The sequence below is a fragment of the Gluconobacter sphaericus NBRC 12467 genome (genome assembly GCF_006539125.1).
Classification (GTDB): domain Bacteria; phylum Pseudomonadota; class Alphaproteobacteria; order Acetobacterales; family Acetobacteraceae; genus Gluconobacter; species Gluconobacter sphaericus.
Window position 1 is genome coordinate 39,673 of record NZ_BJMK01000012.1, and the last position, 11,975, is coordinate 51,647.

General features: G+C 58.4%; 10 protein-coding genes and 2 pseudogenes. 8 read left to right on the top strand and 4 right to left on the bottom strand.

Annotated features, from left to right (window positions below; genetic code table 11):
* Positions 1–23: 23 nt before the first annotated feature.
* The 3 genes from hemE to hemJ are packed head-to-tail and all read left to right on the top strand — an operon-like array spanning position 24 to position 2,229.
* Positions 24–1,085, top strand: coding sequence for a uroporphyrinogen decarboxylase (hemE, locus tag GSP01_RS09095; protein ID WP_141352856.1), 1,062 nt, complete (start codon positions 24–26; stop codon positions 1,083–1,085).
* The gene (locus tag GSP01_RS09100) at positions 1,082–1,786 is read left to right on the top strand and encodes an HAD family hydrolase (protein WP_141352858.1); all 705 of its coding nucleotides are present in this window, start codon (positions 1,082–1,084) and stop codon (positions 1,784–1,786) included. Before hemE ends, GSP01_RS09100 begins: the two co-directional genes overlap by 4 nt.
* On the top strand, positions 1,783–2,229 hold the full coding sequence (hemJ, locus tag GSP01_RS09105; protein ID WP_141352860.1) for a protoporphyrinogen oxidase HemJ: 447 nt from the start codon (positions 1,783–1,785) through the stop codon (positions 2,227–2,229). The genes GSP01_RS09100 and hemJ overlap by 4 nt, the downstream gene beginning before the upstream one ends.
* 101 nt (positions 2,230–2,330) lie before the next feature.
* Here hemJ and GSP01_RS09110 read toward each other — a convergent pair whose 3' ends face one another.
* Both GSP01_RS09110 and GSP01_RS09115 read right to left on the bottom strand, forming a co-directional pair.
* Positions 2,331–3,302, bottom strand: coding sequence for an SDR family oxidoreductase (locus GSP01_RS09110; RefSeq protein ID WP_141352862.1), 972 nt, complete (start codon positions 3,300–3,302; stop codon positions 2,331–2,333).
* A gap of 23 nt (positions 3,303–3,325) precedes the next feature.
* Positions 3,326–3,925, bottom strand: coding sequence for a DedA family protein (locus tag GSP01_RS09115; RefSeq protein WP_174787583.1), 600 nt, complete (start codon positions 3,923–3,925; stop codon positions 3,326–3,328).
* A gap of 150 nt (positions 3,926–4,075) precedes the next feature.
* On the opposite strand from GSP01_RS09115, the gene GSP01_RS09120 reads away from it, so the two are divergent.
* A complete protein-coding gene (locus GSP01_RS09120; protein WP_141352864.1) occupies positions 4,076–5,986 on the top strand; it encodes a prolyl oligopeptidase family serine peptidase in 1,911 nt (636 codons plus the stop codon).
* Between the two features lie 19 nt (positions 5,987–6,005).
* On the opposite strand, the gene GSP01_RS09125 is transcribed toward GSP01_RS09120, so the two are convergent.
* On the bottom strand, positions 6,006–6,389 hold the full coding sequence (locus tag GSP01_RS09125; RefSeq protein WP_174787581.1) for a hypothetical protein: 384 nt from the start codon (positions 6,387–6,389) through the stop codon (positions 6,006–6,008).
* A 393-nt stretch (positions 6,390–6,782) separates the two neighbouring features.
* Here GSP01_RS09125 and GSP01_RS09130 point away from each other — a divergent pair, with 393 nt between their 5' ends.
* A complete protein-coding gene (locus GSP01_RS09130; protein WP_228123956.1) occupies positions 6,783–7,727 on the top strand; it encodes a DMT family transporter in 945 nt (314 codons plus the stop codon).
* Between the two features lie 108 nt (positions 7,728–7,835).
* Positions 7,836–7,952 (top strand): annotated as a pseudogene (locus tag GSP01_RS09135) (IS5/IS1182 family transposase); the annotation flags it as partial.
* Here the strand turns inward: GSP01_RS09135 and GSP01_RS09140 are convergent.
* Positions 7,919–8,364, bottom strand: a pseudogene (locus GSP01_RS09140) (transposase); the annotation flags it as partial. The pseudogenes GSP01_RS09135 and GSP01_RS09140 sit on opposite strands and share 34 nt — an antisense overlap.
* 210 nt (positions 8,365–8,574) lie before the next feature.
* Here GSP01_RS09140 and arfB point away from each other — a divergent pair.
* Both arfB and GSP01_RS09150 read left to right on the top strand, forming a co-directional pair.
* Complete coding sequence (arfB, locus tag GSP01_RS09145) at positions 8,575–8,997, top strand: alternative ribosome rescue aminoacyl-tRNA hydrolase ArfB (protein ID WP_141352866.1); 423 nt, start codon at positions 8,575–8,577, stop codon at positions 8,995–8,997.
* A 279-nt stretch (positions 8,998–9,276) separates the two neighbouring features.
* Positions 9,277–11,919 carry a TonB-dependent receptor plug domain-containing protein gene (locus GSP01_RS09150; protein WP_141352868.1) on the top strand — a complete coding sequence of 881 codons (2,643 nt, stop codon included), beginning with the start codon at positions 9,277–9,279 and terminating at the stop codon, positions 11,917–11,919.
* Positions 11,920–11,975 lie beyond the last annotated feature (56 nt).

Here is an 11,975-nt window from a genome sequence, read left to right on the forward strand (position 1 = left end):
TTCTTTTATGATTAGTGGGCGGCATGATTTCGGAAAACGCACCTTCCTCACTCTCATCAAAACCGCTTCTGCGGGCTCTCCGTGGTGAAGCTGTCTGGCCACCTCCGGTCTGGCTCATGCGTCAGGCAGGCCGCTATCTCCCCGAATTTCGCGCCATGCGTGACCGCGCCGATTTTCTGACCCGATGCATGACCCCGGACATGGCCACCGAGCTGACGATCCAGCCGATCCGTCGCTACGGCATGGACGGCGCCATCCTTTTTTCCGACATTCTGATCTTGCCTTGGGCCATGGGTCAGTCCCTTGAATTTATTGACGGTCGGGGTCCCGTTCTTGGCGCCATCCGCTCCGAAGCCGACCTCGCCCGGCTCGATCCAAAACGCGTACAGGACGCCGTCGCACCAGTGCGCGAGACCTTGTCCCGCCTCGCCAAAGAGCTTCCCGACGTTACCACGCTTCTGGGCTTCGCAGGCAGCCCGTTCACGGTCGCCTGCTACATGGTTGAGGGCGGTGGATCGCGGGATTTTGCCGAAACCCGCCGCATGATGCAGACCAACCCAGGCCTGTTTGATCGCCTGATCGACACCCTGACCTCGAGTACCGCCGAGATGCTCTGTGGCCAGATCGAAGCAGGCGCAGAAGCCGTGATGCTGTTCGATTCCTGGGCAGGGATTCTGCCGCCCTCCGCCTTCCGTCGCTACGTGATCGAGCCGACACGCCAGATTGTCGAGTACATCCGCACCCGTCATCCCAAGACTCCGATCATCGGTTTCCCGCGCCTTGGCGGTATCATGGTCCGGGAATATGCGCAGAAAACCGGCATTAACACGCTGGCGCTCGACACGGTCGCCGATCCGGCACAGATCTCCGAACTGCTGGCCAAAGCCGTCCCCGGCCTGACGCTTCAGGGCAATATGGATCCAATGATCCTGTTCTCTGGCGGTGAGAAAATGATCCGTGAAGCCCAGGCTATCCGGGACGCGATGCGCGGAAAACCTCATGTTTTCAACCTCGGACATGGTGTCATGCAGCACACGCCGCCCGAAAATGTTGCAGCCCTCGTTGAGGCGGTACGCTCCGTATGACCACCGCTCTGGACCCAGCAGGCCAACTGAAACTGGTCATTTTCGATTGTGACGGCGTCCTCGTGGACAGCGAAGGCCCCTCCTGCCGGGCTACGGCGGAATTCGCCCGCTCCAAGGGGGTGCCCATTTCGGACGACGAGGCGCATAAGCGCTTCGCGGGCATGGCGTTGCCGCAGGTCGTGAAAGAACTCGAGCAGGAACTTGGCCATTCCTTGCCCGATGAAACGGCATTCAAACTGCGCGAAAATCTCGTACAGATGATGCAAAAAATCGCAGAACCTGTAGGTGGAGCGCTCAAAATGCTGACAGATATGCGGGCTTTGGGAATGCCGGTCCGGGTTGGCTCGAATTCTTCCATCCGGGAGATGGACGCCAAGTTCGATCGTACCGAAATGTCGCAGTATTTCCCGGAAAACCGCGTACATTCCGCCAATGATATGGGATGCCCGAAGCCTGCACCGGATGTCTATCTGTACGCTGCAAAAGCCGAAGGCATCCTGCCAGAAAACTGTGTTGTGATCGAAGACAGCGATACTGGAGCAGAAGCCGCCTGGAAGGCTGGCATGGCCTGTGTGCTTCTTCGCCCCAAAGACATGCCTGCCCCGCCCTTCTGGCCCGTCGAAGGTTCGGTCCGTATCGCCCATCTGGACGAGCTGGTACCGCTGCTCCGCCGGACGCTGGAAAGCCAGAAACCCGCATGACTGACTTTCTCGCGACGTATCAGAGCTGGATCCTGTCCCTGCACATCATGGCGTTCATCGCTTGGATGGCCGGGACATTTTATCTCCCGCGTCTGTATGTCTATCACTGTCAGGTGGTACCGGGTTCTGACGAGAGCGAGCGGTTCAAGGTCATGGAGCGCAAGCTTCTGCGCCAGATCATGACGCCCGCCATGATCGTGACGTTCCTCGCAGGCGGTGCCCTGGCCTCCATTCCCGGACTGATCGACTGGAATGCGAGCTGGTGGTGGACGAAGCTGATCTGCGTCTTCGGTCTCGCAGGATTTCACGGTGCCTGCGGAACATGGCGTCGCGGTTTCGCCGAAGACCGCAACCAGCACCAGGAAAAATTCTACCGCATCGCCAACGAAGTCCCCACCATCCTGATGATGGTCATCGTCATCATGATCATCGTCCGCCCTTGAGAAAGATCCCGAATAAAAGTTTTTGGGTGTCGCCTTTTTTCAAAAAGGTGACGGTCTTTGAAGCTTTTTGAAAAAAGCTTCACCAAAAACTTTTTTGACTTTCAGATCAGGCCGTATTTCACGCCGGTCATTTGTTCCGAGACGGTCCACAGACGCGCGGCCAGTTCGGGTACATGCGCCAGAGCCGGAAGCCCCGCAATTCCCGGAACACCACGGCGCTCCCCCGGTCCCTGCGGACCGTAATAGCTGCCGTCACGCGCCTGCGGGCTGGCAAGGGCATAGAGCAGCGGCCACGCGCCTTCCTCGACGGTTTGCCCCATGGCGTGAAACACCGGCCCGGCGACACTGCGCGCCAGACTACGCATGAACCGCGCGGCCTTGTTCGTGGATTGGTCCAGATTGCCGTTATTTGCGACAATATCGCTTGCCGCCCAGCCTGGATGCGCCGCACGCGAGTGGATGGGCCAGGGCGCTTTAGCGGACCGGCGGCTCAGTTCGAGCGCAAACAGCAGGTTGGACAGCTTGCTCTGACGATACCGCACCATCGGATTGTAGGAATGACGCGCATTCAGATCACCGAACGGGAGTTCCCCCTTCAGCGCCGCCAGAGACGCCACCGTCATGACCGTTGCATTTCCCGCCGCCAGTAATGGCAGCAGCCGTCCGGTCAGAGCGAAATGTCCGAGATGGTTGGTGCCGAACTGCAATTCGAATCCGTCTTTCGTCGTCAGACGCGTTGCAGGCCCCATGACCCCAGCATTGTTCGCCAGAAGATGGATCGGCTCGCCCCGGCTGCGCATCGCGGACGCAAACGCCTCGATCCCGGCCAGAGACGCTAGATCCAGCAGTTCGAACCGCGCTTTGACGAACGGCACGCGCTCATGAAGCCGTGCTAGCGCCGCCTGTCCCTTGTCATGACTGCGACCGCTCAGCACGATTGCAGCGCCCTGTTTCGCCAGCCCGCAGGCGACCTCGAACCCCAGTCCCCCGGTCGATCCGGTGATGAGCGCCGTCTTTCCGTCCAGACGTTCAAGAGAGTCCGTGGACCATGCGGGAGCGGCGGGCTGTGTCATGACGTCTGTCCTTCCAGTCTGTGTCAGCTCGGTTTCTTGTCCACACGCGATTCATCGCGCTTTTCGTCTTCCTCGGCCTGCCGGAGCGCCTCATCCGTCAGGCGCTTCTCGTTCTTCTTGAGAAAAACGAGCGCCCCGATCAGACAGCAGACTCCCACGACCGCCATGGCGATCCCGACCGGCCCGGTGATTTTCTCGATCTGCTTGCCAAGCTCATAGGTCACAAAGGCATAGCCACCGGCCCAGCAGATGCCACCGAGTGCATTGAAAAATAGGAACGAATGCCAGGGCATCCGGTTCGCTCCTGCCAGCAATGCCACGAACACGCGCAGCACCGCGACGAAACGCCCCAGAAACACGACGATCCCGCCATGCCTGCGGAACAGATACCGCCCCAGCATCAGCCGCTCTTCGGTCAGACCGACTTTCTGGCCGTGCTTTTTCAGAATGCCGTAACCGAAGTGATGGCCGATCAGATAGCCGATATTGTCGCCCATGATGGCGCCAAGGACGGCCGCGAGCGCGATCCAGCGGATTTCCAGATGATGGGTGCTACCCGCGTAGAGCGAAGCGGCGATGATGACGCTTTCTGCCGGAAGAGGAAGGCCCATGCTCTCGAACATGACGGTGATGCCGACGACGCCATAGCCATACTGCACCAGCATGTGATCGAGAAAATGACTGAGATGAAACAGTGTCCTGGTCCTGTTCAAGCTGTGGCGGAAGAGAGTGCCACCGGCTACGATACTACGGCATCGGAGACAGGATGAGAAATGACGACATCGCCTTCCCCCATAGCCAACCCTTCTGTATCGGGAAACTGGCCGTCCTGGGTGACGCCCGAACTGGTGGCGGGTCGCACGCTGTCGTTCTCCGAACTCCGCACTGCTGGGAACTGGACCTTCTGGCTCGAAAGCCGCCCGGATGAACAGGGCCGCTCCGTCATCACGGGCCGTAATCCGGACGGAAAGATCCACGACCTGATCCCGCCCGGCTACTCGGTCGGCACCCGCGTGCACGAATATGGCGGCGGCGCATGGAATGTGCGCCTGAAGAAGGGTGTCCCGCAGGTCGTTTTCAGTGATCGCAAACGCGGTGGGGTCTGGTTCAGCGATGGCGCCACCGCCACGCAATGGGCCGAAGCTGGCGAAACCCCCGAACACCGCTACGCTGATCTCACCTTCGATCCCACATCCGACGCCGTATTCTGTGTCCGCGAAGCTCATGGTGAGGGCGTGCCCGCCGCAGCTCTCGTCCATGTTCGTTCTGACGGACGCGAAACCGTTCTGGCGGAAGGGGCGGATTTCTACGCCGCCCCCCGCCCCTCACCCGACGGAAGCTTCCTCGCATGGTTCAGCTGGAACGACCCGGCCATGCCCTGGACCGTCACAACCCTCTGCGTCGCCCCCTTTGATCGCACAACCGGCACGCTCGGCCCCGTCACCGACCTGACCGGGCCCGAACCATGCAGCATCATCGAACCCTGCTGGTCCCCTGACTGCACGCTCTACGCAACGTCCGACGCCTCGGGCCGCTGGACCCCCATCCGCTTTTCCCATGACGATACAGACTGGCATCCCCACTCCCTAGACGGCGCCAATGCCGAAATCGGCCTGCCGCACTGGGTATTCGGACAGCGCAGCATGGCGCCCCTGCCCGGAAACCGCCTGCTGGCCCTCGGCATCCGCCACGGCCTCAATCACGTCCTGCTGGAAGACAACGGCTGCTGGACGGATGTCTCCCTCGGCACCCCCGTCAACGTCCCGCAACCGCTCGAAGACGGACGTTTCGCCTGGATCGACTCCCCCGCCGATGCCCCAGCAGCCATCGCCACAGGCCGCATTGGCGAGCCCTGCGACCGCTTCCGCAATAGCGTCACACTCCCGCCCGGTGTTACGAAAGCCGATATCGCAACTCCCACACCCCTGACCTTTCCGACCACCAACGGCGCACAGGCCCACGCCCTGTTCTACGCCCCAGCCAGCAGCACCAGCGCGTTGCGGGAAGGAGAAAAACCCCCACTCGTCGTCATGGCGCATGGCGGCCCGACCGGCCGCGCCAATCCGTCCTTCGCCTTCAAGGTTCAGTGGTGGACCTCGCGCAGTTTCGCCGTCCTCGACGTCAATTATCGCGGCTCAACCGGCTTCGGCCGTGCTTATCGTGAAGCATTGGACGGGCAGTGGGGCGTCGCGGATATCGAAGACTGTCTCGCCGGCGTGAAGGCCGTTCTCGACCGCGGCCTCGCCGACCCAGCCCGCTGCGTCATCCGCGGCAGCAGCGCCGGCGGCCTGACTGTCCTGGGGGCTCTTGCACAGTCAGACCTCTTCGCTGCCGGAACGTCCCTCTATGGCGTCACGGATCTGCGCGCTCTCGCTGAAGAAACCCACAAATTCGAAGCCCGCTATCTGGACGGCCTGATCGGCCCCTATCCCGAAGACGAGGCGGTGTATCTGAAACGTTCTCCCATCACGCAGGCAGGCGGAATTTCCGTTCCCGTCCTGTTCCTGCATGGCGGCGCAGATAAGGTCGTCCCCCTGTCACAGGCGGAGTCCATGCGCACAAAACTCGAACATTCCGCCCTGCACGTCTATCCGGAGGAAGCCCATGGCTTCCGCGCCCGCGAAACCATAGAAGACGCCCTGCAACGGGAACTCGCTTTCTATCAGCAGGTTTTCAATTCATAGAGCCCGGCAGATCCCGGTCTCAGTCGTCGGAAAGTCCGAACTGGCTGGGATAGGGCATGGCGTTGCGGCTGAGCTTCTTCTTTTTCCAGTCTGCCAGCGCCCTGTCATATTCGACATGGCGCAGGGCGAGCTGCAAAGCTTCCACATGCCGCTCGTCGGCCGGGTCCATCATGTTCTTGCGCCAACCCGCCGCAATCAGCCAGTATTCCCCGGCCAGCCGCCACTCCCCGGCTTCATGATGCTGCAGCGCCAGCCGCTCAAGCCCATGATATTTATTCTTCGGATTGGCGAGCGCGTCGGGCGTGAGGATGAAATCATCCCCTTTCCAGAGGAATGTCGATTTCATGTAGGGAAACTGCCGGGTCATCACACCCGGATCTCCGAAATGCTCCTTGATCAGCATCGGAACCAGCCTGTCGTAAGACCTACGCCATTCGCACTGCACAGATCGCTTCCCTGAAAATCACATTGAAAAGAGTGCGGCCTCTATAACGAACAGGAACACCAGAGTCGATTTCTTCAATTTATCCGAACCACTCCCTGTTCCGCATTAATAACAATATAATTGTTATTAATAAATAAAATAATGTTATAATTTAATCTATACCGTAACTGTCAAAGAAAATATTCGAAGTCCCGGAAACGGGTTTGAATTTCCATAATACTTCTTCTAAGAAGCCTGACCGCAATTACCGATGCCCTTTTCAGGTCCGAACGCTCTGTCATGCGTTCAGAGGGCACAGGGTTATTTTTTCGGCACGATTCCTTCTCTCTCCCGTCAGAGTCCCCGAGTCTTATGGACACCAAAACCCTCTTCTCCGGAATGGCCCTGGCCTTCGGAGCATACTCCGCGTTCGCTATCAGCGACGCCTTTTCCAAACTGCTGGACGGGAGTCTCGATCCTTTCGAGGTTGCGTTTTTTGGCGGGGTGTTCGGGTTCCTCATTCTTCCCTTCATCCGTAAATCAAACGAATCCTACCTAGACGTCGTGCGCCCGAAGCTTCGCGGCATGTGGCTTCTGCGGGCCGTCTGCGTTTTCGTCGCCACGGCTGCCAGCGTCGAAGCCTTCATGCTGCTCTCGATGCCCGAGGCCCTGTCGATTACCTTTCTAATGCCGCTGTTCGTCACGATCCTCTCCGTCGTGCTGCTCAGGGAGAAGGTGACGTTTTGGGCGTGGCTTGCGGTTGTTTTGGGCTTTACGGGCGTTCTTATCGTGCTGCGTCCGGGAATGCGCCCGCTCAACCTAGGCCATCTCTGCGCGCTTCTGGCAGCCTGCGCCAATGCGGGTAGCGTGATCGCCTACCGGATCGCCAGCAAGGAAACCGTGCGCCTGTCGCTCTTCGGGTCCAGCCTGATGGGCGCACTGGTCGGCAACGGTCTCCTCATGCTCGCCCACGCTACATGGCCTTCCAATACAAAGATCTGGTTCTACCTGTTCGGCTACGGCTCCCTGGCCGCCCTCGGACAGCTCTGCATGATGCTTGCAACCGCCAGAGCACCGGCAAACCGCGTGGCGTTGCCGCAATATAGCCAGATGGCCTGGGGCGTCGCGCTGAGCTATTTCCTCTTCAAACAGCCGCTCGACCGCTGGACTTTCGTTGGCATCGCGGTGCTGACAGCATCAGGTCTGCTGAACTGGATACGTCAGCGCATCCGCTACGAAAAAATGGCGATGAAAGAGCGTCTCGAGCGCTTCAAGGCGCGCAAAGTTGCAAAAAAAACGGCTCTGTCTACGCGATAAAGTGGAGGGCTCGAACCCCTCTGGTTTTGAGGCTTTTTGTGTAATTCCATCACTCTTGTGTTGATTGGGAGGTGGAAGATAAAGCAGCGCAACACGAACACCGGGAAAGCGAATCTTCGAGAGGGACGGCTGGATAAAACCAATACGACCTCAACCATCTGGGCCGACACGGCCTATCGCTCAAAAGCCAATGAGGATTTCATGGAAAAGCAGGGCTTTATAGCTTTCTCTTCCAGAGCGTCCATGAACCAGTCGGCGTCTTACCCGCGATCTCCCAGCATCCATTGTGTTGCAGGAAGATTGTCCAGCAAGGCAGCGGCACCAGTATAATCGCTGATCTGTTCCGCAGTCATGAAAAAGCTCAGCGGTCGTCCGTTTTGATCGGTGACCGCATGGAGCTTGGTATTCATACCGCCTTTGGTGCGACCGATCAGGCGGCCTGGATACCATTTTTTAGCTGCAGGCTTGAAGTCGTGCAGTGCGTAGAGCGTCTTGTGTAGACCGTACTTCTGTGGCGCATCCCATTGAGGTTCACGAAAATGATGTTGCTCAACACACGGCGGTCATCAATGCGAGGTTTACTGTGGCTTCTTGGGAGAGAGAGGAAGAACCTATTAAAAGTCGAATGCTCTACCAACTGAGCTACCGGTTCATCTGCACGCTGGCTACCCCTCAACCCATGATGGCGTCAACTTCGTCATTCGGAAAAAAACAGGCTTTCGTCCCCATACACCTGACAACGCGACACCTCGCTCCATGGCCTCCCGCATGGAAAGAGGCTATGGGCGCGACGTCCTGCATGTCCTGACCGTAGCCACCCCTTTTTCAACCCGGAAGGAAGACACAGATGCCCATCGAGATTCTTCCCGGTCTCCAGCTTGAAGATGATGAACTGAAAGTCACCTATATCCTCGCCTCCGGCCCGGGAGGGCAGAACGTCAACAAGGTGGCCACTGCCGCACAGCTCCGGTTCGATGCCGTACGCTCTCCAGCCCTGTCAGACCGCATCCGAACACGCCTGATCGAACTCGCAGGCTGCCGTGCGACTCAGAATGGCGAAATCATCATTACGGGTCGCCGTTTTCGCACACAGCAGAGGAACCGTGAGGACGTCATCGAACGCCTGGCAGAGCTGATCCGCAAGGCGGCTCACCGCCCCACTTTCCGCGTGGCCACCCGTCCCGGCAGAGCAGCACGGCAGCGTCGCCTTGACGGAAAATCACATCGGGCCGGCATCAAACGCAACCGCAAGGTCCGCCTGGATGATTGAGATATATTGGTGCGTTAAGGAAACAAAATACTCTTCTATATAATACCCTTGGCTCATTCCATTCCCACAATCAGGAATATGTTTCTCAAAGCATACTCCTTCTGGAATTTCTTTTCTCATTTTTTGGGGAAAAAACATCTTGTTGCTATTCTGCAACGGATCAAAAATCTGTTGCAGGAATCATTTTTGCTACTTTCATGTAACGAATTTTTATAATTACTATCCAAAAACCCCCTCTGAACCCAAGGGCGGCGTATCATGGAGGTATAGATAGTAATAATGAAATCCCGGCATCGTATCTCCCTACTCGTAACGACGGCAGTTTCCGTCATACCCTGCATGTCTGCCCTGGCCGCAACCACCACAGCGCCTCCCGCCACACGTCATCACAGCATGAAACCCAGCAGCGCCACTCACAGTGCTGCCCATCCTGCGGCCGCGATGGCCACATCTGCCGTTGCAGCACCTCGCAAGAAGAAGACGGACGTCAATTTCACGGGCGAAGCCGAGACTATCAACGTCACTACCGGCACCCATGCAACCAACCGCAAAGCCCGCGAAAGCTCTTCTCCTGTCAGCGTAATTTCGGCTGCAACGCTGCGTCATTCCGGCATGATGAACGTCGCGGATGCCCTAACCCGGACCTATGCCTCCATCAACGTACAGGCCATGGGCGCGGATTCTTCTGCCCTGACGTCTTCCATCCAGATGCGCGGCCTAGGCCCTAACGAAGTCCTGGTTCTGGTGGATGGTAAACGTCGTCACAACACCGCTAACATCACGGCCGATGCTGGCCCGCAGTTCGGCTCCACGGGTGCTGATCTGAACACGATCCCCGCCAGCGCCATCGACCATATCGAAGTACTGGAAGATGGCGCGGCCGCAATGTACGGCTCCGATGCCATTGCCGGCGTGGTGAACATCATTACCAAGAAGCAGGCTCACGGCATGCACACTTCGGTACAGACCGGCGCGAACGCCTATAACGGCGACGGCTGGCAGTACAAGGTGGATGCCGATGGCGGCGTGAAATGGGGCAATGACGGCTATCTGCACATCAGCGGTGAAGTCTACCACACTGACCACATGGTCGTCGGCGCACGCGACCACCGCTTGATCGGAAGCTGGCCCAACAATGCCACCACAACGGGATATTATAACGGTGTCGTTCCGAACGCGATGAACGTACCTGCTGATTCCAATAAAATCATGAGCACGCCCGAAGAAACCCGCGAAAGCCTCGCCATCGATTTCGGCAAGACCATTACCGAAGGCGTAAATTTCTACGGCCTCATCACCTATATGCACCGCCATGGCGAAGCGTATGAAAACTATCGCACGCCCGTTATCGCGCCCACCATGTATCCGGCCGGCTTCTCCCCACTCGAAACGTCGGAAGAGAACGACTACGCTGCTACTCTAGGCCTCAAGGGCGATAATTTTCTCGGGTTCGACTGGGATCTGAGCACCACTTACGGTGCCGATGGCAACAAGATTGGCAACAAGAACACCGCCAATACAGGCATGCTCGCCAGCACCTGCTCGACCGATCCAACATCATCCTATTATTCGACCGATGGCTGCGGCTGGTCGCCCAGTTCGACACGTGCCGAGACCTATCGCATGGCGCAGTGGACCAATAATCTGGACTTCCGCCGCCAGTTCAACATCGCTCATACCGTTCCGATGACGCTGGCCTTTGGTGGCGAGCACCGTCTCGAAACCTATCAGATTAAGGCCGGCACTCCGCCGTCCTATGAACTGGGCGGGACGCAGGGCTATGCCGGTCTTGGCCCCAACAGCGCCGGTAATTGGAGCCGTGATATCTGGGCCGCCTATGTCGATGGCGACTTCCATCCGCTCCCGCACTGGGATCTCGATTTTGCTGGACGATTCGAGCACTACACGGATGTCGGTAACACGGAAAACGGCAAGGTCTCGACCCGCTATGACGTGAGCAAACGCATCGCGATCCGTGGCACGATCAGCACCGGCTTCCGCGCGCCCACACTGGCCGAACAGCACTACAGCGCCATGAACGTGGACCCGACCGGTGCCTCCGGCCTGCTCCCCGTCAACTCGACGGCCGCCCGTATCCTCGGTGCCAGCGCCCTGAAGCCCGAACGCTCCGTCAGCGCCAGCGGCGGCATCGTCCTGGAGCCCGTAAGGAATTTCCATGTCGAGGCGGATGTCTACCAGATCAATCTGCGTGACCGGATCGTGGGCGGTGGTACCGTCAACGGTCAGCCCGCCGTCGATGCCATCGAAGCCATGGGATACTCCCTGCCTCTGAACAGCATCACTCTCGACAATGTCTCTGCCTATTACATGACCAATGGTGCAAGCACCCGCACGCAGGGTCTCGATATCAAGGCGGACTACATGTTCCGCTTCCACAATGCCGGAAACCTGAACCTCAGCATGGCGTTGGACCTGAACCGGACGCGTCTGCACCACAACGGAACGGACACCAACGGCAATCCGCTGCTGAACGCGCAAAACATAGGCTACATCACGACCGCCTATCCGCGCAGCAAGATCATCCTGAACGCGCTTTATACGATTGGGAAATGGGACCTCAACGTGCGCCAGACCCGTTACGGCGAGACCACGGACATGCTGACTTACTCTGACTGGACGGACAAGACGCTGACCTGCCCGAGCGGCGGCAAGCTGGCCTATTCCAACAGTTGCTTTGCGCAGTTCAAGAATACGCCGCGCTGGCTTACCGATATTGAAGTCGGCTATCGCTTCAACAGCCACTGGCATCTGGCGATTGGTGCGAACAACGTCTTCAACGTCCGCCCCCGTCGTGTTCCGCAGATCAACAACTCCCGCGGCGCCCAGATTTACGATCAGTTCTCGCTACAGGTTCCCATCACAGGCGGGTATTACTACGGACGGATCAACGCCAACTTCTGAACCCATTGCAGAGTAATCTACAGGAAAAGGCATTCCATAAAGAGGTGGAGGGCTCG

What these genes read in the sequence shown, in the direction of transcription:
- hemE (WP_141352856.1), top strand. Translation starts at nt 24, where the DNA reads ATGATTTCGGAAAACGCACCTTCCTCACTCTCATCAAAACCGCTTCTG.
- GSP01_RS09100 (WP_141352858.1), top strand. Translation starts at nt 1,082, where the DNA reads ATGACCACCGCTCTGGACCCAGCAGGCCAACTGAAACTGGTCATTTTC.
- hemJ (WP_141352860.1), top strand. Translation starts at nt 1,783, where the DNA reads ATGACTGACTTTCTCGCGACGTATCAGAGCTGGATCCTGTCCCTGCAC.
- GSP01_RS09110 (WP_141352862.1), bottom strand. Translation starts at nt 3,302, where the DNA reads ATGACACAGCCCGCCGCTCCCGCATGGTCCACGGACTCTCTTGAACGT.
- GSP01_RS09115 (WP_174787583.1), bottom strand. Translation starts at nt 3,925, where the DNA reads ATGTTCGAGAGCATGGGCCTTCCTCTTCCGGCAGAAAGCGTCATCATC.
- GSP01_RS09120 (WP_141352864.1), top strand. Translation starts at nt 4,076, where the DNA reads ATGACGACATCGCCTTCCCCCATAGCCAACCCTTCTGTATCGGGAAAC.
- GSP01_RS09125 (WP_174787581.1), bottom strand. Translation starts at nt 6,389, where the DNA reads ATGCTGATCAAGGAGCATTTCGGAGATCCGGGTGTGATGACCCGGCAG.
- GSP01_RS09130 (WP_228123956.1), top strand. Translation starts at nt 6,783, where the DNA reads ATGGACACCAAAACCCTCTTCTCCGGAATGGCCCTGGCCTTCGGAGCA.
- arfB (WP_141352866.1), top strand. Translation starts at nt 8,575, where the DNA reads ATGCCCATCGAGATTCTTCCCGGTCTCCAGCTTGAAGATGATGAACTG.
- GSP01_RS09150 (WP_141352868.1), top strand. Translation starts at nt 9,277, where the DNA reads ATGAAATCCCGGCATCGTATCTCCCTACTCGTAACGACGGCAGTTTCC.